17 protein-coding genes are annotated in these 20,893 nt (G+C 42.0%); 10 read left to right on the top strand and 7 right to left on the bottom strand.

Features of this window, described 5'->3' with window-relative positions; translation table 11 throughout:
• Window positions 1-39: 39 nt before the first annotated feature.
• From DRB05_RS20935 to DRB05_RS20905, 7 genes are all read left to right on the top strand, one after another.
• On the top strand, window positions 40-777 hold the full coding sequence (locus DRB05_RS20935) for a hypothetical protein (RefSeq protein ID WP_128728641.1): 738 nt from the start codon (window positions 40-42) through the stop codon (window positions 775-777).
• 184 nt (window positions 778-961) lie between these two features.
• Window positions 962-2,203: a WecB/TagA/CpsF family glycosyltransferase gene (locus tag DRB05_RS20930; RefSeq protein WP_128728640.1), complete on the top strand. Its 1,242-nt coding sequence runs from the start codon at window positions 962-964 to the stop codon at window positions 2,201-2,203.
• A 2-nt stretch (window positions 2,204-2,205) separates the two neighbouring features.
• Window positions 2,206-2,880, top strand: a complete 675-nt coding sequence (locus DRB05_RS20925) for a sugar transferase (RefSeq protein WP_128728639.1) — start codon at window positions 2,206-2,208, stop codon at window positions 2,878-2,880.
• 389 nt (window positions 2,881-3,269) lie between these two features.
• Window positions 3,270-4,406 carry a polysaccharide pyruvyl transferase family protein gene (locus DRB05_RS20920; RefSeq protein WP_128728638.1) on the top strand — a complete coding sequence of 379 codons (1,137 nt, stop codon included), beginning with the start codon at window positions 3,270-3,272 and terminating at the stop codon, window positions 4,404-4,406.
• Window positions 4,366-5,283: a glycosyltransferase family 2 protein gene (locus DRB05_RS20915; RefSeq protein WP_161568703.1), complete on the top strand. Its 918-nt coding sequence runs from the start codon at window positions 4,366-4,368 to the stop codon at window positions 5,281-5,283. The genes DRB05_RS20920 and DRB05_RS20915 overlap by 41 nt, the downstream gene beginning before the upstream one ends.
• Window positions 5,284-5,564: 281 nt before the next feature.
• Window positions 5,565-6,956 carry a diguanylate cyclase gene (locus DRB05_RS20910; RefSeq protein WP_128728636.1) on the top strand — a complete coding sequence of 464 codons (1,392 nt, stop codon included), beginning with the start codon at window positions 5,565-5,567 and terminating at the stop codon, window positions 6,954-6,956.
• Window positions 6,957-7,000: 44 nt separating this feature from the next.
• On the top strand, window positions 7,001-8,803 hold the full coding sequence (locus DRB05_RS20905) for a HAMP domain-containing sensor histidine kinase (protein WP_128728635.1): 1,803 nt from the start codon (window positions 7,001-7,003) through the stop codon (window positions 8,801-8,803).
• A gap of 144 nt (window positions 8,804-8,947) precedes the next feature.
• Here DRB05_RS20905 and DRB05_RS20900 read toward each other — a convergent pair whose 3' ends face one another.
• The 7 genes from DRB05_RS20900 to DRB05_RS20870 form a co-directional block, all read right to left on the bottom strand.
• Window positions 8,948-10,780 (bottom strand): DUF885 domain-containing protein, encoded by a 1,833-nt coding sequence (locus DRB05_RS20900; RefSeq protein WP_128728634.1) that lies wholly within the window; start codon window positions 10,778-10,780, stop codon window positions 8,948-8,950.
• 79 nt (window positions 10,781-10,859) lie between these two features.
• Window positions 10,860-11,996 (bottom strand): radical SAM family heme chaperone HemW, encoded by a 1,137-nt coding sequence (hemW, locus tag DRB05_RS20895; RefSeq protein WP_128728633.1) that lies wholly within the window; start codon window positions 11,994-11,996, stop codon window positions 10,860-10,862.
• Entirely contained in the window at window positions 11,993-12,586 is a 594-nt protein-coding gene (locus DRB05_RS20890) for an XTP/dITP diphosphatase (protein ID WP_128728632.1), read from the bottom strand. Before DRB05_RS20890 ends, hemW begins: the two co-directional genes overlap by 4 nt.
• Before the next feature lie 8 nt (window positions 12,587-12,594).
• Window positions 12,595-13,029: a DUF4426 domain-containing protein gene (locus tag DRB05_RS20885; protein WP_128728631.1), complete on the bottom strand. Its 435-nt coding sequence runs from the start codon at window positions 13,027-13,029 to the stop codon at window positions 12,595-12,597.
• A 10-nt stretch (window positions 13,030-13,039) separates the two neighbouring features.
• Window positions 13,040-13,573, bottom strand: coding sequence for a YggT family protein (locus DRB05_RS20880; protein ID WP_128728630.1), 534 nt, complete (start codon window positions 13,571-13,573; stop codon window positions 13,040-13,042).
• Window positions 13,574-13,582: 9 nt separating this feature from the next.
• The gene (proC, locus tag DRB05_RS20875) at window positions 13,583-14,404 is read right to left on the bottom strand and encodes a pyrroline-5-carboxylate reductase (RefSeq protein ID WP_128728629.1); all 822 of its coding nucleotides are present in this window, start codon (window positions 14,402-14,404) and stop codon (window positions 13,583-13,585) included.
• Window positions 14,405-14,417: 13 nt separating this feature from the next.
• Window positions 14,418-15,101, bottom strand: a complete 684-nt coding sequence (locus tag DRB05_RS20870; RefSeq protein WP_128728628.1) for a YggS family pyridoxal phosphate-dependent enzyme — start codon at window positions 15,099-15,101, stop codon at window positions 14,418-14,420.
• Window positions 15,102-15,131: 30 nt separating this feature from the next.
• Here DRB05_RS20870 and DRB05_RS20865 point away from each other — a divergent pair, with 30 nt between their 5' ends.
• The 3 genes from DRB05_RS20865 (at window position 15,132) to DRB05_RS20855 (ending at window position 20,871) form a co-directional block, all read left to right on the top strand.
• Entirely contained in the window at window positions 15,132-16,178 is a 1,047-nt protein-coding gene (locus tag DRB05_RS20865) for a type IV pilus twitching motility protein PilT (RefSeq protein ID WP_128728627.1), read from the top strand.
• 14 nt (window positions 16,179-16,192) lie between these two features.
• Window positions 16,193-17,314: a PilT/PilU family type 4a pilus ATPase gene (locus DRB05_RS20860; protein WP_128728911.1), complete on the top strand. Its 1,122-nt coding sequence runs from the start codon at window positions 16,193-16,195 to the stop codon at window positions 17,312-17,314.
• Between the two features lie 527 nt (window positions 17,315-17,841).
• A complete protein-coding gene (locus tag DRB05_RS20855; protein WP_128728626.1) occupies window positions 17,842-20,871 on the top strand; it encodes an SDR family NAD(P)-dependent oxidoreductase in 3,030 nt (1,009 codons plus the stop codon).
• Window positions 20,872-20,893: the final 22 nt, after the last annotated feature.

Raw genomic sequence — 20,893 nt, 5'->3', positions numbered from 1 at the left:
CAGTATTTGCACTGCCTGTTACAGTAAACAGGAGGCTTTATGGCAAGCAAAAATACTACACTTATATTCAGCATAGCACTGAACGGGTACCAAATTAGATATCGCCGCCATCTTGAGAGTCAGCGCAGATATGCGGAAAAAATGGGATACGAATATATTGTTGTTGAAAAGCCGTGGGTGACAAATCTTGGTGCTGAGTGTTGTTGGCTCAAGTTGTACTTATTACGCGCAGCATTGACAGCCGGCTACCAATACGTCTTATTTGTTGATGCTGATGCCTACATTCAAAATGATTGTCCTGAACTGACAAGTCTAGTAAAACCAGATAAATTTTTGTTTATGGCGAAAGGATATAGCGGCAAGCTAAACTCAGGGGTGATGTTAATGAAATCATGCCCTGAGTCTATTGCGTGGCTAGATCAAATCATTAACGCAATCCATGAGCCTGTTTCAGACATAGATACCGTGGGCTGGGGAGAAAACGGCCATGTAATTCACTTTGCAAAAGGCTGTGATGGGTTAGAAGTTATTAATGAAAAGTGGAATAACACAAGAAGTGAACAGTGTGAAGATTATATAAGACATTTTAATTATGGCCCAATGAAAAGCTCTTTCCTCGATATCATCTTCCATCGAATTGTTTTTAAATTTTCAAAATTAATGCTGCGTTGCAATTTAAATAAAAAGTCTGAGATGGCTGAAAAGTTGAAAAAGGTACAAGAGCGGATCCCAATATTGTTTAACAGGGTAATTTCAGAATATAAAGTTTTTTCATAAGACCTTTAGGTCTTTTTTTTGTATTTTTAATCTTTTCTAAATTCATTTTCTAATTCGGAATTTATTTTGCATTTTGCGACCATTAACTTCATTTAATTTCCACATTTCAAATAAAAACAATAGCTTATACTTTTGGCACGGTAGTAGCAAAAGCTAGGTAAGGAAACTGGAGTCGAGGTGATTTATGAGAGAGTCAAATTTTGAAAAGAAAATCTCAAACGCAGCAGTAACAAGATATACATCGCTACTTATCGCGGCTATTTTTTTCATTCTATTATTGCCAATCTACAGCGTAAATTTTTTACTTTCAATACTGCTGATGAAGGCTCCGATAGAGAAAAAATCTTGGATTGATATCAGTGGTTCTAGAGTTGAGTTATATCAGTGGAGAAAAGGTTTTTTTATTGATAGCGCAGTGTTGTTCAATGTTTTAAAAGGAGATATTGGTTTCGTTGGTAACCCACTGCTGCGAGATAACATATCTATACCAAAAATCGACAACTTCAAATCGCCATTTACTCAACCAGGGTTATTTGACTACCTCCAACTTCATAGCCTAACAGGCTTAAAGGCAGAAGATCCACAAACACTGCTACAGAAGCAAGCACAGCAAGGGTGGCAAGCTGATCTGTCCATGGTTGTAAGAATTTTCTTCTGCCGTTTATTTTATTCGAGTAAAGCAAAGCAGTGCGATGCTCGCTCAGTTTTTGGTATTCAGTTTAGTAACTGCCAGATGGAAGAGGCTGTAACTTGGGTGCTTAGCGCTTCGAATTTACCGGTCTGTCGTAGCGCTTATTTTATTAACGCAAACTCTATCAATCTAGCCGCCGATGACGACGCATTATTCTCTGTACTAAGAAGAAGTAACCGTAATTTCATTGATGGTTCAGGCATGCGTTTAGCGGTGAAAAAGGTTGGTGTTCAACTTGCTGACAACTGCAACGGCACTGATATGTTACCTATCCTTTGTGAGCAGATGGAGAAATCTGGGCAGTCGCTATTTCTATTAGGTGCTAAGCCTGGCGTTGCAAACAAAGCAGCGAAACTCTTGATGCAATCCTATCCCAAACTAAAAGTGGCGGGGGCACATCATGGTTATTTTAGTGATGACGACGCGGTAATTAAGCAAATCAATGAGAGCCAAGCTGACATTGTGCTAGTTGCATTAGGATCACCACGACAAGAGCTCTGGATTGACCAAAACAAACATAAAATCAATGCCAATTGTGCGTTAGCCGTTGGTGGGCTTTTCGATTTTTTCTCGGGTAACGTGCCAAGAGCACCACTTTGGATGCGTGAACTAGGTCTAGAGTGGGTTTGGCGTTTGATACAAGAACCCAAAACTAAGTTCTATCGCTACGTTATCGGTAACCCTACTTTTTTATTCCGAGTTTATATTCTTAATCAAGCATTGAGAGGGCTTTAATCATGAACACTACTAAAAAATTATCTAGTAACATGACATTTGCAGCAACACCTTCAAGCGATAACTCTGACGGTCTTCATCATGGGCTCCCTGTCATGCTTCAAAGACTTTTCGCAGGTATCGGCCTACTTCTTATATCTCCGTTATTATTGCTGGTAATGATGCTCATAAAGATAGAGAGTAAAGGTCCTTGCGTTTATAAGCAGGTGAGAGTTGGAAAGTTAGGTCGCCGTTTTACAATGTATAAATTTCGCTCTATGTATACTGCAGATGACCCTAAATTCAGTGCGCCAGACCCAAGAGAAAGTAACAGAGAAGGTGTATGCGCTAAGTTTCGTAATGATCCTAGGATCACGACTGTGGGACGCTTTATCCGTAAATATTCAATTGATGAGTTACCTCAACTTTTCAATGTTGTTTGTGGTGACATGCTTTTGATAGGACCTCGTCCAGCCCTTGAGAAAGAGGTGAATGCTTATCAGGTAAATGAGCTTGAGCGATTGAACTGTGAACAAGGACTAACTGGTTTATGGCAAGTAACTGGGCGTGCTGACACGACATTTCAACAACAAGTAATGTTAGACAAGCTTTACATAGAAAACCAAAGTCTTACGCAAGATATTAAGATTATCCTCAAGACAGTACCTTGTGTTTTGGGCGCTAGAGGGGCCTATTAACATCAATCCACATTGATACGTAATCGTTTACAGGGAGTAAGTCCGGCGACAACGCTACTAACAGTTTCTTTCTTAGAGCAAGCAGTAGCAAAAATTTTTCCTTGTTGTCGCCGAGATTCTCTTGATTCTGACTTGTCTGAATCTTGGATACTTAATGCTTCCGCTGGTGTAAAGCATCAGCTGTACTCATCCACTACATATGTCAGCAAAAGCGTTAAAGCTAAACTGAGTTGCTCTGACTGGGACTCAGTTTTCATTTTAATATGCGATGCAATCTGCGAACAAATTGATAAGATAAAATAATATTTGTTTTAAATCAAGTGGTTACATATTGGCATGTTAACTGCTGTAGTAAACGTATCTTTTCATCTTAGTGGAAGCTACATAATATGATTAATCACTTTGACGCATACTTGGTTGGTTATTACGGCATGAGGAACAGTGGCGATGATGCACTCATGCAAGCGACTATTTTGGGCGCCAAGACGTTTTTAGGAAGTACAAAAATTGCCGTAAATGCTCCCATCGAAAACCCAATTTTGAAAGAGCTTGGCTGTACCGGTCAAACCTTAAGGCAGTTTCGTGGGCATCAGCGTATCAAACATTATCAGCGTGCGTTGCAATCAAAAGCAGTTATATTTGGCGGTGGTTCTGTGCTTCATAGTAGTCGAGACATCGCGCAAAAGCGCCACATGCTTGCTTTAGCAGGAGCGAAAAACTCGATGGCTTTAGGCGTTGGCATCGAAGGTTTCCGTGATATCCACGCTGAAAAGCAATGTAAAAAGCTGTTAAATGAGTGTGGCTTGGTCACAGTCAGAGACAAGCAAAGCTTTGAGATCGCAACAGCGTTAGCTCCTCAAGCTAACATCAAACACACGTTTGACCTTGCTCCCTCATTGCTACATCACTTTAGTGGCAAATTCAGCCCACTTGCCAGACAAGGCATTGCTTTTAACTTTTGCCCCAAAGTGGTTAATCCTTTTGGTGATGTCAATACATATGCAGAGGAGCAAAGGGTTGAAAAAGCTGTGAAACTAATCACGTCAATTTGGGAGAGCACGCAGGAGAAGATTTATTTAATCGAGCTCAACGATCAGCCGCTTATTAGCGATAAGCTTGTACATGACAAAATCGTTTCCGCATTGCCTAGTTGGGTTGACGTACAGCGGATCAGCTATGTCGCCAACCCTTTTGCAATGTTGAAATGCATGTCGATGTTTAAGGTCGTTGTTGGTATGCGTTTACACGCACTTATTTATGCCTACATGATGGAGACTCCTTATCTTAGTCTCGAGTATCATAATAAATGCGCTCAGTGGTGCCTTGAAACAGCAACGAGCACTGACAATCGCTTTGACGCTGACACTTTTAATGTTGCGGATGTCCATAACCGCATTACCAACGGGTTAAGGTATGGTTTCACCCAACCTAAGTTACCCCTTCAACAAGCCGTTTCTTTATCAATTTCTAACTGGAGTGAAACTCATGAGCAAAGTACAGTTCTCCGTAATTATTCCACTATATAACAAAAGTGACTGCATTGAACGTGCGCTACAGAGTGTAGCTGCTCAAAAGTTTCAAGCAGCTGAGATAATCGTTGTTGATGATGGGTCTACAGATGATAGTGTGGACAAGGTGAAAGCACTGAACCTAGAGAATTTACGTGTCATTCAACAAGCTAATCAAGGGGTGTCTAGCGCGCGAAACAATGGTGTTAAACACGCTACAAGTGACTATGTCGCGTTTCTGGATGCTGACGATGAGTGGTCGCCATTTTTCTTAGCCAAGGTTAGTAAGTTGATCCATCGCTTCCCTGAAGGCGGTCTTTATGCGACTCGTTATCAAAAAGTGTTAGACAAGCAAAAATACATTGATGCAAAGATAGCGCTAACCAGCTGGGATCCAGATGGTTACATAATGAATAATTATTTTGAAATTGCTGCAAACGGTGATTTGCCTTTTACCGCATCAAGTATTGTACTAGATAAGTGTACCTTCACTAGTTTAGGCGGCTTTCCAGAAGGGGAATGGATGGGTGAAGATCAAAGTTTGTATGTGCAAATAGCGTTAAACTCAACCATCGTTTATACCCCTGCAATAGAAAGTTTTTACTATATTGGGATTACTGATAGCGCTTGTGATAAAGCGCCACCAAGCACAATTTGTCCTTTTGCTGAAAGACTGTTTATAGATATCCATATTGGTAAAGTAGCTGACTGTTCAGCAAAAATGGCAGAAAAATACATTGGTGCCCACTTGTGTGATTTAGCAAAACGAAACATCAAACACCGTAGCTATCGGCATGCACTAAGATTATTAGCGCATCCAGCGGCGAGAGCTAAATTATTACACTGGGGAATATATAGTTTAATTGCGGGTCCGATGTCTCTAATTTCTAGATAGGGCTGGGTGAAGGATGAGTAAGTTCATTTTTGATATTCATGCAATGAACTTCTCAGTTCGCCGTAAACTATTAGTCATGAAGCCAACCAAGAGCGAGCCATATTAGCTGTTAAAGTAACCTGGCTAACATAAGGTTTCAGTGTACTGTGTTAAGCCTAGCAAGGAGCCTCCTTTCGCGGACTTAGCGGAAAATTAGCGATTTCTGTGTTTTCGCCTATGCTTTTGTAACTAATCTGGTTTATTGTAAGACAGTGTTCAAACCTTGGTAGGTAAGAGAGGCGATGAAGGTAACCGTAGAAAAACAAACCATAGTGCTGTTATCGTTGTTTACCATCGTGTTCTGGAGTTTGACTTTCTACGCGGTAAAGCTTATTTCTCACTCTATAGTGGTTCAGGAGGTAAGTGAAAGAACTGAAACGGTAAGGTCAAATATTTCACTTATTCGTGCCAAAATCGAAAATGCCATTTTTATGGACACCTATCTGGCTGAAAGTTTAGCGACTTTCGTAACAATTGATCCTGATTTTGCTATCGAGCACTGGTCTCATGTGGTTGAAAAAGCGGTTGAAAAGTCGACGCTAATTCGCCATGTTGGTCTTGCACCAAATAATATTATTAGCCATGTTTATCCTGTTGAAGGAAATCGAGCGGCTATCGGTTTTGATTTTCGCACTAACCCTGAACAATATCGCACTGTTGAAATTGCAAGAAACTCTCAAAAGGTATTTATCGCAGGTCCATTACAGCTCGTACAGGGTGGAGAAGCCTTGATAGCGAGGTTTCCTGTATTTTCAGACTATCCGAGGAATAAGAACTATTGGGGCGCGATAAGTGTGGTTTTGGATTATCAAAAGTTGCTCGAATACAGTGGAATTAATGAGCTGGAAAACGCAGTTTTAGCTATTCGAGGCCGAGATGGGCAAGGGGAAAGCGGGGATGTATTTTATGGTACCGCCACCTTGTTTGCTACACCGGATTTATCCATACCAATCAATTTACCATCTGGTGAATGGCAACTTGTGGCTAATTATCAAATTGACGAGAGCACTTACGCAAAAGCGAAGCAACAAGCACAGGTTTTGGTTACTGCTGTCGCGTCGATATTGTTTCTATCATTATTAGTGCTCTATCGAGCTTATCATTTGGCGCGTATCGCATCGTTGCAGGATGATTTAACTAAATTGCCTAACCGCCGTTATGCGATTAGGCAACTTAATACCCTACTCAGTCGTTCAGAGCAGCCGTCATTTGTACTACTCAACCTCGATCTAAATAATTTTAAGCAAGTAAATGATAAGTTTGGTCATGAGGTTGGAGATAGATTGTTACTCCATGTCTCGTCTATTTTGATGAATTCAGTACGCGTGTATGACTTTATCGCGCGTTTAGGGGGAGACGAGTTTGTTATTATTTTACACAGAGTGTCAGAAGACGCTTTGGTCAACTCTATTATAAAAAATATAAAAGAGCAGGTTGCAAGTCAACCTCTACAAATTGATAAGCATACCATTCAAACATCGATAAGCGTTGGGTACGCTTTTCCTGCATCAAAACGGAGCAGTGTGTCTGAACTCATGGCGAGAGCGGATCACAATATGTATTACGATAAAAATCTGTCACAACATCAAAGCAAAGAAAATCATATTCTAAAGACAAATCAGGAAACTCATTAGAACTATACTAAGCTTACAGAGTATTAGTTAGGCGAGGGTGTACCGTGCAGTTAAAGCAGTCAGTTCTATTTTTTAAAATCGCCGCGTTTACCTCTGCGATAGTGATCATATTCGTCAGCTGGTTTTTGTATTATGAGGTGAGCCGTAGTGCACGTCTGACCGCGCAGTTGAGTCATGTACAAACAGCGCTGCAGCGTACTATGGACCAAGAAGAGCATATTCTGATTAGAGTAAAGAAGGAGCATGTGTCTGCTATTCCACAATTAAAATACAGCTATCAGGATAGCTTTAGCAATTTGCTAAATTCGATGGCCAATGAAGAGGATTTGCTACCTCTACTTTTAACCCTGAATGAGTTGTCAAAAGCCTATTTTGCAAAATTAGATGAACTCATTCGTTTGTATGAACAGCTTGGCTATGATGAAAATGCTGGCATTTATGGTGAGTTTAGACGCAGTGCTCATGCTTTGCAGGATAGGATTTCAGGCAAAGCTATGCCTCAGCTAGAAATTGCAGTATTGGAATTAAGACGCCGAGAAAAGGACTTTTTATTAAGATCTGACTTAAGTTATTTACAACAGCATGAGCAACTAGTGAAGCATGCTGAACAACTAATTAAAAGCAATGCGCTAAGTGAAGAAATAAGCAACTTGCTAAAGCGGTATGACGCGGGTTTTGCAAGCTATGTCACTATTTTGAGAAAGCTAGGTTTACACGACGGTGAAGGCGTTCGTGCTGAGCTGTTCACCGAGAAGCAAAAGTTAAGAAGCCAGTTTGAATTAGTATCAATCCGTACCCAAGCCGTTACGCAAGAACGTAAAGAAAGCATCATTTTATATGGCCTCATTTTAATTGTACTAATGAATATTGCCGTGCTTATCTTACTTAATTACCAAAATAGCAAAGTCACACGGCATATATTGGCTATCAATAAGGTACTGGTGAAAGTTGCCAAGCTTGAAGATTTTAGCCTAAGGGTGAATATTGACGGTAATGATGAAATTGCACAAATTGCTCATCAACTCGATGACTTATTAGCATTTATTGAAACCTTACTAGCGCGGCTGAGCGCAGCACAGCAACGCTTAATCGAAGAAGCCAAAATGGCGAGCTTAGGAAATATGGTAAGTGGCTTTGCTCATGAGTTAAATACGCCGCTTGGTGTTGCTATTACCAGCCAATCGCATTTAAAAGAGCAAGTTGCTACACTAAAATCGCAACTTGAACTTGGTAAGTTACAGCGACAAACCTTAACGACACTAATTACTGAGGCAGAAGCAGCGTTATATTTATTAGAAAATAATCTGCATCGCACAGCTTCGCTGGTTGATGACTTTAAGCTAGTGGCCGTGAATCGAGAGTTTGAAGAAAAGAGCTCTTTCAACCTCAAGCATTTGGTTAAAAATGTCTTTGATTGCTACCAATCAGAGTTAAACCATGATGAGTATGCCATTGAGCTCGAAATCCCAGACAATTTAGTGTTGAACAGTTACCCATCCGTGTTTAGTCAAGTTGTTGGTTACAGTATTAATAATTGTATCAAGCATGCCAAGATTGACGGACAAAAGCTCAATATTGTGGTATCTACCGTGTTAATTAACGATTATATCCATTTTTATTTTAAAGATGACGGCGCGGGAATAGATAAAGAGCTACTACCTGCCATTTTTGAGCCTTTTGTTACTTCAAAGCGTTTTTCGGGTGGTACAGGACTGGGCTTGAGCATTGTGTATAACTTAGTAACACAGAAGTTGAAGGGTGAAATCAAAATGCAAAGCCCAGCGCATGGCGGTGCCTGCTTGCATATTATTTTAACCGGAACAGAATTTAATTTTACAGAAGAGTAACCTGAGGGCGGAATAACAATTCGCTCTCTAGCGGCCATTATTTCTGATACCGATTTGCTTCTCCAAATACAGCTTATGTAGTTGAAATAAAAAACCAGCATGATTGAGCATGCTGGCTTTTATTAAGTATATTGATAGTAGGAGTTAGCCTTTTTTGCTCGCTACCCACTCATCAACAAATGATTCAAGCACGTTTAGTGGAACCGGGCCATTTTTCAGTACGACGTCGTGGAACTCACGAATATCAAACTTATCACCCAGTTCTTTTTTAGCGGCTTCGCGAAGTTCTAGGATCTTCAACATCCCCACTTTGTATGCTGTCGCCTGTGAAGGCATAACAATATGGCGCTCTACCATCTTCACAGCGTCTGACTTAGCGTTGGGTGTGTTGTTTACGTAGTAATCAATACCTTCTTGACGTGTCCACTTCATTGCGTGGATCCCCGTATCTACCACTAAGCGGCACGCACGCCATAATTCCATCGCTAAGCGACCAAAATCTGAATAGGGGTCTTCGTATAAACCCATTTCTTTTGGTACAAGCTCAGAATATAAGCCCCAACCTTCGATGTATGCAGTGTAGCCACCAAACTTACGGAATTTAGGCATATCTTCTAGCTCTTGAGCAATCGCGATCTGCATGTGGTGACCAGGAATACCTTCATGATAAGCCAAGGCTTCCATTTGGTAAGTAGGCATGGCTTCCATATCGTAAAGGTTTGCATAGTATACACCAGGACGTGAGCCGTCAGGTGCGGGTTGCTGGTAGAAAGCTTTACCGGCTGATTTTTCGCGGAATGCCTCTACGCGTTTTACTATCATGTCTGCTTTTGGCTTAACGATAAACAACTCATCCAAGCGTGACTTCATATTATCGATCATCGCTTTCGCTTCGGCCAAATATTGTGCCTTACCAGCTTCTGTATTTGGAAGGTAGAACTGCTTGTCGGTTCTCATAAACTCCATAAAGGCTTTTAAATCGCCTTTGAAGCCCACTTTTTCTTTGATTGCTCGCATTTCGTCATGAATACGTGCCACTTCAGATAAACCGATTTCGTGAATTTCTTCAGCGCTTAGCGCTGTGGTTGTCGTGCGGGCTAGGGCGTTATTATAAAATTTCTCGCCATTAGGAAATTTCCATGCACCGTCACGCTTGTCTGCTTTTTTCTCAAGTTTATGTAGGTAACCAATCAACTTGTTATAAGCAGGTTTTACTGCTGTTGTTAGCGCGTCTGTTGCTTCTTTTACCAGTGCTGATTTCTCGTCTTCACTGATTTCAAGAGTTGCTACTTTGCGTTTAAAATCCGCCAGTAATGTTGAGTCGTCACCTGCTGCAAATGGCGCACCTTTGATGATGTTTTCACTTGACTCAATGACGTGAGGGAAAACGAATTTCGGTGCAATAATACCTTTATCTGCACGCGCTTTTAAGTCGATGATGAGCTGATCAAATACAGCCGGTACGCCGTTTAAACGTGAGATATACGCTTTGGCATCTTTCACATCGGTAATTTGATGTTGGTTGATTAAAAATGCAGGCACCATAGAGTGTGTACCATACATCTGATTTACCGGATAAGAATGGTAACGCCATTTAAAATCTGCGATGGTGTTTTCAAGGCCTTGCTTGAATAAATCGTAGCTCACTTGCGTATTGGCATCTAGCTTACTGCGATCAATTGCATTAAGCGCAGCTAAGTCTTGTTTCGTCAGCTCAAGATCTTCAAGTTGGCGCGCTTCGCTGCCGTCATCCCACTTGTCGTAGTCTTGTTTGATACCCATATAAGTTTGGTAAACTGGGCTACGCATTACGCCACGGGTAAACGACGCTTCAAAAAGTGCGTTCGCCTTTTCTACTTCACTTTTTACGACTTGTTGTTCAGCTTTTTGAGCTGGTGCTGGAGAGTGTGTGGTTTGTTGACAGCCAGCAAAAAGCGCGACGCTTACCGCTGCTGCTAAAATGGTTAATTTACGCATTTTATACCCTTTTATTATATGTTGCCGAATGGCGGTTTTCATGCGGGTTGCAGTGAATATTACCCGCATAATTTCTATATTAAACAAATAACTCTAGCAGATCATTGAGGTATCGGTGGCCTTTATTTGTAACTAGCCATGAATCATTGGTTTCCTCAATCAAACCCTTATCTACGGCCTCAGCAATTTGCGTCGCAATAGCGCTAAGTTCAAGGCCAGTGTAGTCAATAAACTGTTGTTTTGATGCGGCAGTTTTTAAACGGAATACATTCATAAAAAACTCAAATGGCCTGTCATCGCTTGCAACATGCCACTGCTCATATAAATAGGGTTTACTCAGATCCATATAGCCGCGAGGATGCTTTACTTTTACGGTTCTTAGGATCTGTTGCTGCTCAGGCAAAGTGATTTTGCCATGCGCACCACAGCCGATCCCGAGATAATCGCCAAATTGCCAATAATTCAAGTTATGTCGACATTGAAATCCCGCTTTGGCATAGCCTGAGATCTCATATTGCTGATAGCCGTGCTCCGCAAGTAATGCCTGACCTTGTTCTTGGATGTCCCACAGTGTTTCATCCTCAGGTAAAACCGGAGGCTTAGAGGCAAACTGCGTATTTGGTTCAATGGTTAATTGATACCAAGAAAGGTGTGGCGGTGCCATTGCAATGGCTTTTTCTAAATCACTTAAGGCATCGCTAACAGATTGATTGGGAAGACCATGCATCAAATCAAGATTAAAGCTGTTTAACCCTGCTTGATGGGCTTCTTGTGCTGCGTTTAGCGCTTCTTGCTCGCCATGAATACGGCCAAGTTGAGTGAGCTTTTCCTGTTGTAAGCTTTGCACACCTATCGAAATACGATTGATGCCAGCCTCGACATAATGTTTAAAACGATCTGTTTCAACTGTACCTGGATTTGCTTCTAAAGTGACTTCAATGTCATCCTCAAAACCAATTAGCGCCTCGATTTCAGTGAGCAAATAGCGGTACGCTTCACCTGAAAGCAGGCTAGGGGTGCCACCGCCAATAAAAATACTACTGAGTTTACGGCCCTGAACATAGTGAAGATCGGCTTTGATATCGTGGAGTAAATGTTGAATATATTCCGTTTCAGGAATATCGCCTTTTTTACCATGGCTGTTGAAATCACAGTAAGGACACTTTTGCACGCACCAAGGTACGTGCACATAAAGACTTAATGGAGGTAGTTTCACGCGAGGCCTTGAAAGTGACTGACGAGTTGTTTAAGTGCCTGTCCTCTATGGCTGATTGCGTTTTTTTCTTCCTTGGTTAGCTCTGCTGATGTACAGTCTAAACCTTGTACCTTAAAGATTGGATCGTATCCAAACCCTTCTCGGCCTTGTTGTGTTGTGGTGATTTCACCTTCCCAACTTGCCTGACAAATAATCGGCGTTGGGTCGTCAGCGTGGCGCATATAAACTAAAACACACCAAAAACGTGCGCTGCGCTCAATTTGTTCACCAAGCGCTGCGAGTAAGTGATCAATATTTTTTTGGTCGTCGGCGTTAGTGCCTGCATAACGCGCGGAATATACTCCAGGTGCGCCGTCTAAGGCGTCTACCTCAAGCCCTGAGTCATCGGCAATGGCAGGTAAGCCAGAAATATTAGCAGCATGACGCGCCTTGATAATAGCGTTTTCCACAAAGGTCGTGCCGGTTTCTGCAACCTCAGGCACGTCGAAATCACTTTGCGGTAATACCTCAATGTCATACTGGTTTAGCATCGCGCTAAGCTCTTTGACTTTACCTTGGTTGCCCGTGGCAAGTACCACTTTATTTGCCATAAGTTTCTCTACTCTACATAAAACTTTTGTGAGAACGTGAGTTTACGGCTTTGCTTACCTTCACTGATCTCAATGTCGAAACGAAAAATATCTTCATTGTCGTAATCTAATTGGGCGAGATAGTATATAGCCTCACCTTCTACGACTTCTTTAAACTCTAGTTGTACGGTTTTACCAAGCAGGTTCTTGGCACTCCCCGCAACGCGAGCTTGGACCGCTGGTTTGCCTGGCTTGTCGGCCAAAACCGAGATATTCACAATTGCTTTTTTGCCGCTACGAATTAAGCCATACGCTTTTGCAATTTTAGGCTGAACAAAGGTAGACGGGAAGGCGATATAATGCACTTCCCAAGGACCTAAGTCTTTAAATTGACCGCCTTGCTCATCTTGAGCGAACACGCTTGGTGCAAGCAGCATCATTAATGCAATAATAAATGGTTTCATTAGGGCGCTCCTATCTCAGTAAATCCATCATTAGAATTTGCAAAAATTGCATGCCGATAATTAGGACTAAAATAGATAAGTCCAGTCCGCCTAACGGTGGGATTACTTTACGAATAGGTCTTAGCATCGGCTCAGTTAACTGCTCAAATACTGCGGCAACTGGATTGTAGCCTTGCGCTACCCAACTTAAGATGGCGCGAATAATAAGGATCCAGAACACCAGACTAAATGCTTCTTTTACTACTGTAATTGCACCACCAACCAGCGCACCTAACGCGTCAAAGTAACCACCGAATAACGCCATCAGCGTCGCCATTTTGGCAAAGCCAATAATGAATGCCAGCACCAAAGAGGCAAGATCTAAACCGCCCACACCCGGAATGATTTTTCTCAGCGGGTTCACGGCAAAAGAGGTTGCTTTAACAACCGCTTGGCTTAGCGGGTTATAAAAGTCGGCTTTGACAAGCTGCAACCAGAATCGTAGTAATACGACCATTAAAAATAGATCAAATACGATCCCGACTAAAAATTGCATGGCATTCATTGGTCACCTTTAGATTTCTTTTTCCATTGCTTCAGCGCGCGCGATACATGCATCCATCGCGTCCGCTACGATTTTTGGTAATTGCTGTGCTTTTAAGTGCTCAACGGCCGCATGGGTTGTGCCACCTTTAGAGGTGACGTTTGCGCGTAGCTGAGCGATGCTAATTTCTGGTTGTGATAATGCCATTTCAGCCGCACCTAGCGCAGTTTGCTGCACAAGCTTTCTGGCTTCCTCAGCATTAAAGCCTAGGGATTTAGCTTTTTCTTCGATGGCTTCCATAAACAAGAAGAAATACGCTGGAGATGAACCCGTTACCGCGATCACGTCGTTGATTTTCGACTCTTCATCAAGCCATAGGGCAATACCGGTGGATGAAAATACTTGCTCTACATAGTCTTTTTCTTCATCGCTGATGTCGACGCCATACAAGCCAGACACGCCGCGTCCGAGCAATGATGGCGTGTTAGGCATACAGCGCACCATTTTTACTGGTTGGCCGAGCATTTCTCTCAGTCGTGCAACGGTAATACCGGCGGCGACAGAGATAAACAGTTTATTACTAATATCAATATCTGCATCTTGAAAGGTCTGACACAGCTCGGCCATCATCTGTGGTTTTACAGACAAGACGATGACGTCGGCAGCAGCGACTGCTTCTAGATTATCTTGTGTTGTTCTTACCGATAATTGCTCTGCGACTTTGGCAAGTTTTTCTGCATTGCGGTTGGTGGCAATAATGGACTGCGCGTCAAAGCCACTTTTGATCATGCCACCGATAATGGCATAGCTCATATTTCCCGTTCCAATAAATGCAATTGTCTTGTTTGACATTGTGTTATTCACCTCACTGTCGTTTGCCAAAAATATCAGTACCAATGCGAACCATGGTGGAACCTGCTGCAATCGCAGTGTCTAAATCGCCACTCATTCCCATCGATAAGGTATCTAGCTGTTGATATTGGTCCTTTAGTCTATCAAAGCAAGCGCGCATTTGCTGGAAATATTGTAATTGCTTTTGTCTGTCATCGGTTTGCTCTGTGATAGTCATCAAGCCACGAAGCTCCAATTGACGACAGTCATTAATAAACTGCGCAAGCGTATCAACCTCATCAGGATGACAACCTGATTTGTTGTCATCACCGCTAATATTGACCTGCACCAGTACCTTGAGTGGCTTTAAGTTTGTTGGTCTTTGCTCATTCAGCCTGCGTGCGATTTTTTCTCTATCCACACTTTGCACCCAATGGAAGTTTTCGGCGACTAATCTTGATTTATTGGACTGGATTGGACCAATAAAGTGCCATTCAAGCGCTTTGTTCTGTTTAAAATAGGCAACTTTATCAACCGCTTCTTGTACGTAAGATTCACCAAATTGGGTTTGGCCTGCCGCAATAGCAGCCTCAATATCGGCGATAGGTTTGGTTTTAGAAACCGCGAGTAATTGTACTGTTTCGCTGAATTGACAATTTTGCTTGGCTTTTTCTATCCTGCCGTAGGCGTTATCTAAGCGTTCTGCTATTGTAACCATATAGTACTAGTGCTCATTGTGGAGTTATAAATGGATATTACTGAATTATTAGCTTTTAGTGTTCAACACAAAGCATCTGACTTACACCTTTCTTCAGGTGTTTCCCCTATGATCCGCGTTGACGGGGACGTACGCCGGGTGAATATCCCGCCGTTAGAAGCAAAAGACGTCAGCAGCCTCATCTACGATATTATGAATGATAATCAACGTCGTGACTATGAGCAAAACCTTGAGGTAGATTTCTCGTTCGAAGTGCCAAATCTGGCACGTTTTCGTGTTAACGCGTTTAATTCAAATCGTGGTCCTGCTGCGGTGTTCCGTACCATTCCAAATCAAGTGCTGAGCTTAGATGATTTGGGGGCGCCAGACATTTTTACCAAAATTTCAGATAACCCGCGTGGTTTGGTGTTGGTAACCGGCCCGACAGGCTCAGGTAAATCAACCACGTTGGCTGCCATGGTGGATTATATTAATAACAACAAACACCACCATATTCTAACCATCGAAGACCCGATTGAATTTGTTCACGACAACAAGCAAAGTCTTATCAACCAACGTGAAGTACATAGAGACACGCACAGCTTTAACGCGGCGCTGAGAAGTGCACTCCGTGAAGACCCTGACGTTATTTTGGTCGGTGAATTACGTGATCTTGAGACCATTCGTTTAGCGCTAACTGCCGCAGAAACAGGTCACTTAGTATTTGGTACTTTGCATACTACCTCAGCACCTAAAACCATCGACCGTATTGTGGACGTGTTCCCAGGTGAAGAAAAAGACATGGTGCGCTCTATGTTGTCAGAGTCGCTACAAGCGGTTATTTCACAAACGCTGGTGAAAAAAGTTGGCGGCGGGCGAATAGCTGCGCATGAAATTATGCTCGGGATCCCCGCTATTCGTAATCTTATTCGTGAAGACAAGATTGCACAGATGTATTCTGCCATTCAAACCGGTGGGATGCACGGTATGCAAACTATGGATCAATGCCTTACAAACCTATTAAACCGTGGCTTGATCACACAGCAAGATGCGCGTGCGAAAGCGCATGATAAAAACCAGTTTAATAGCGGCTATTAAGTAGTGGTGTAATGATGAATATAGAACCGTTTTTGCAAACGATGGCCAATCAGCAGGCATCTGACTTATTCGTTTCGGCTGGGCTTGCTGTGAGCGCCAAAATTGATGGAGAGCTAAGAGCGTTAAGTGAAGAAAGATTGGATGCCGCGCAGTCACTGAATCTTGTTACCTCGATTATGAGCGACAAGCAAAAGCAAGAATACTTTGACACTAAAGAGTGTAACTTTGCGATTGCTAACGATATCGGGCGTTTTCGTGTTTCTGCGTTTTGGCAACGAGATTGTGCGGGTATGGTTATTCGCCGTATTGTGACCGCTATTCCAGATGTCAATGAGCTAGGTTTGCCGTCAGTTTTGACTGATGTGATCATGTCCAAACGTGGTTTGGTGTTATTTGTGGGTGGTACGGGCACGGGTAAGTCAACCTCGCTTGCGGCACTACTTGGTTATCGTAATCGTAACCAGCGTGGTCATATTTTAACCATTGAAGACCCCATCGAGTTTGTGCATCAACACCAAAAAAGCATCATTACTCAGCGTGAAGTAGGCATTGATACTGACAGTTTCGAATCTGCCTTAAAAAGCTCATTACGCCAAGCGCCAGATGTTATTTTAATAGGTGAAATTCGCTCGCAAGAAACCATGGAGTATGCACTGAGTTTTGCTGAAACGGGGCATTTATGCGTTGCGACCTTGCACGCCAATAATGCTAACCAAGCTATTGACCGTATCATGCACTTAGTCCCTAAAGAAAAGCACGATAAACTAAAGTACGATTTGGCGCTGAACTTGCGTGCTATTGTGGCGCAACAACTTGTGCCTTCTTCAAAGGGAGAAGGGCGAGAAGCTGCCATTGAAGTGTTACTTAACTCCCCACTCGTTGCTGAGCTTATTAAAAAAGGCGATATTGGCTCAATTAAAGAGGCAATGGCAAAATCGAAAGACATGGGCATGCAAACCTTTGATCAAGCCTTGTTTGAGCTTTATAAGCAGCAGCGGATCAACTATGCAGATGCACTGCATCATGCTGATTCGCCAAACGATTTGCGCCTAATGATCAAGCTGCAAAATAATGAACAAAAAGGTGCGGGCTTCCTACAAGGGGTTACGGTAGATGGCCTAGACTCAAAAAATTAAACATTATACTAAAGTATAATGTTAAAAAATGTGCTCCATCTTGTTTGAATTTCAGATGGAGCGTATTGCAAAATCCCTTCTACCGATTTCCTTTTTGTTAATTTTTTGTTTTTTGCATTTCTGGTGAAATACAATTTAGTTCATCCTTTTTTCTGTCTTTATTTGCAATTTATTTTGCTATTAGTTACTGCCAATTTATTGATTCGCGTAATCTCTCATAAGTTATATTTTATCTAGCTAATGGGGGATTTTAACTTTCTGTTATTTATGTGATTTAGATGCGTTTTAGCCTTAAATGTTAGGCTAGAAGTAAACCTTTTTTCTCTCCTGATTATGAAAGAAATATTTCACTGAAAATATCTTTTATTGATTTGTATGCAATTTGTTTATTTGGTTTATGTAATGTTTTTTATGTAAATGTAAAGTTGCGCTGGTGTTTTTTAGGTTGTATATTCTTGCCTGCTTTGCGTTTACGGGGACAGCTTGTGAGCGCTGTCATCTTTGTTGTTTTATAAAAGGACGTTGCTGTGAATAGTATTCATAAGCGGGAGATAGAGGTTTCACCAGTTAACGCATCGGTGTATGCGTGTACATCAAGCGAGTTTTTAGAGCATGCGCTAACATTTCATCAATCAGAGCGCGTAAGTATGCTCATTGTCAGCTTATTTGTGTCGGAAAGTTTAGCTCAGTTAGCAAAAGTCTACTCAGACCTATTACAATCTTCTATAATCAAAGAGGATTACAAAACCTTTTTCAACAACTCATATGATGAGGCTATACACGCTGCAATCAAGCTGTGTCGTCACAAGGCTTATGAAAACAGCCGTAAACCCACCTTAAAAAAAATCGCTTTCCTCGGTGACTATCATTTCTTCCAAAAGTGGCTTCATGCTGGGTTGGGGGGGAGTTGTGAATTTACCACTGGTATCACCTTTTACGACTCCATTGAAGCGCTGTTAAACGCGTCTTTATCTGACGAAGTACATAGCGTGGTAGTTCAAGCTGAACCGGTAACTTCAAGCGATGAAGTTAAAGCTGAAAAACGTCGTCTCAATAAATTAAGAAGTGTTTGTAAAAAGAACAATATCGCGTTTGGTTTGGACGAATCGCGTATTGAGCTAAAGGCGCAGCTATTGCTGTCCAAGCAAGTTGAACCTGACTTTATTTTATTAGGTGAGTCAGCCGTCGACTATCAAGCGCCATTTGGAGCGCTCATTATGTCGTCAGAAATGTATAAACCTTGGGATGACCCTCAGATGTGTTTTTTGCATTCCTCGACGTTTGGCGGCAATAATTTAATCTTGTCTTTTGCAATTGAGCGCTTAAAAAAAGCCGGAAGGCTATCTGAGGCGTTACGTTATAAACTAGATCAAATTGAGACTGATTTTGAAAGTCGCTTGGCGGCAACGGCTAGGTATATCAACCCTCAGGGCACGAAGTTATATCGTTTACTCGGCTTGGATGTTAACGTTAAATCGGCGAAAAGACTGAGTTTAAAGCTTAATAGTGGTGAGGATATTCTAGACTGTACTGGTAATTATGGGTGCAGTTTACGAGGTCACAACCATGATGCCATCGCGACTCACGTATTACAGTCGCACAGTCAAGATAAAGATTATTGGGCGTTACTGTGTAAGAAAATATCTGAGCTTACAGGCTTCAATGTGGCACTACCCTCGGTGAGTGGTGCAAGTGCTGTTGATAATGCCATTTTAGCTGCTCGAATGGCTAATCCAGACAAACAATATATTGTTACCTTCAATAAAAACTACAGTGGAAAAACTCTGTTATCGATGAGCTTAAGTCAGTATGCATCCGCTGCGACTTGGGCCGATAGTACCGTATTTGCTCCTTATAGTGATAATGTCATCTATGTTGACCCTCATGCTAGTGATGCCGTTGAGCAGCTGGTAAAAGTATTGAGTAAAGGCAATATCTGTTTGGTTTGGTTTGAGGTCGTACAAGGGTTTGATTGTTTGCCGATCCCGCAGGACATTTTAGATATCGTTGACTCCTATCGTGAAACGAATGGATATCTAGTTGGAACTGACGATGTCCTCGCAGGAGTGTGGCGAACGGGGCGCTTTTTGTCCTATCAGGGCAAAATTAACAAGCCAGATATTGTCACCTTGGCTAAATCACTAAGCGATATGTTTTTCCCAATTGGAATGACTCTTTTGAGCCAATCGGTTGCGGCATCAGCGCAGCAGAATCAACCAGAGCTCTATAACAAACTCGCATCCCGCTATGTTAACCAACTAGGATCTCATATTGCGTACCAAGGACTTGAGGACTTATCTTCACGCCTAAACGAATCTCAAATCACACAAACTTATGCTCAATTTCGTACGGGATTAGAAACTGCAATCTCTAAGTCGAAGGTATTTTCTGCTGTGAGAGGGGAAGGGGGGCTGATTAAGCTGGTGCTGAATCAAACATATTTTCCTTCAGCAAAAGCGCGCAAAATGCTGTTTGAGCCAGTGGTTTCTAATATGCTGATCACGCATGCGAACTTACTTATTTTTATGTCTCGACTCAATATGCCGCGAGACATGACTGAGTCTGAAATTGCGGTTGTCACTGAACGCTTGAAGCATGCACTCGAACACCAAATCAGTGTTAAGCGAGTTTGGATTAATACCTTTAAGTTGTTATTTAAACTCTGTTTACCCCTTAAAACGCCAACTGAAAGCAATAAGGCGTTTTATCGCGGCAAGCGCATATTAATTACAGGCGCCACATCTGGAATTGGCTTGAGCTTGGCAATGAAGTTAAGTGAGCTTGGCGCACACTTAGTACTTATTGGACGACGAGAGTTTGATAAGAAAAGCATGAATATGCTGAGAAAAAACACTAAGTGCCTCTTTATTCAGGCTGACATTTGTGACGAAAGTGCACGAAAAGACATTTACGAAAAGACGATGCAGCAATTCCATGGTATTGATATTGTCATTAATAATGCTGGTATGTCACTGAGAAAAAGCGTCCTTTCCATGTCCAGTGTACAAGCCCACGATGCAGACAGAACAGCGCAAGTCAATTACATCGCTGCGGTTGAAATGACCCAACTATTTCTTGCTCAAATGATAGAGCAAGGCGGGGGGCAAATTGTTAATTCTCAGTCTATTGTAACCAACTATCCTTCTCCAATGTTTGCGTGTTATGCGGCAAGTAAACAGGCACTTAAAGCGTATATGGGTACTCTGTCTGTTGAGAATATGGGAAACAATATAAGAGTGACCGATCTCAACCTACCGCTTGTTGCAACGCCGATGTCGATGGCGACCAACGCTTATGGGAATGATGCATTGTTGTCGGTAGAACAAGTTCTTCCACAAATTTTAGACGGCATACGAAAGCAAAAGAGGACGGTCTATTTTGATAGATCCGCGTCGGTGGCTGATAAGTTGACTTCAATGCTTCCAGAATCCACTGAACGACTCATTGGAACTAAGTATACGGTAGATATGAATCGCCTACTTGGACGCAAAAATCCGCCATTTAAAGAAGCTGTCGAGAAGGTAATTACCAAACTTACTTGTCGCGCTGATCGTTAATTTACCTAGTCTAAGGAAGGTT

The sequence above is a fragment of the Pseudoalteromonas sp. A757 genome, assembly GCF_004103285.1.
In the GTDB taxonomy this organism is placed as follows: Bacteria; Pseudomonadota; Gammaproteobacteria; order Enterobacterales; family Alteromonadaceae; genus Pseudoalteromonas; species Pseudoalteromonas galatheae.
The sequence above is the reverse complement of the archived record's forward strand: the minus strand, read 5'-3'. Positions and strand labels throughout refer to the sequence as shown.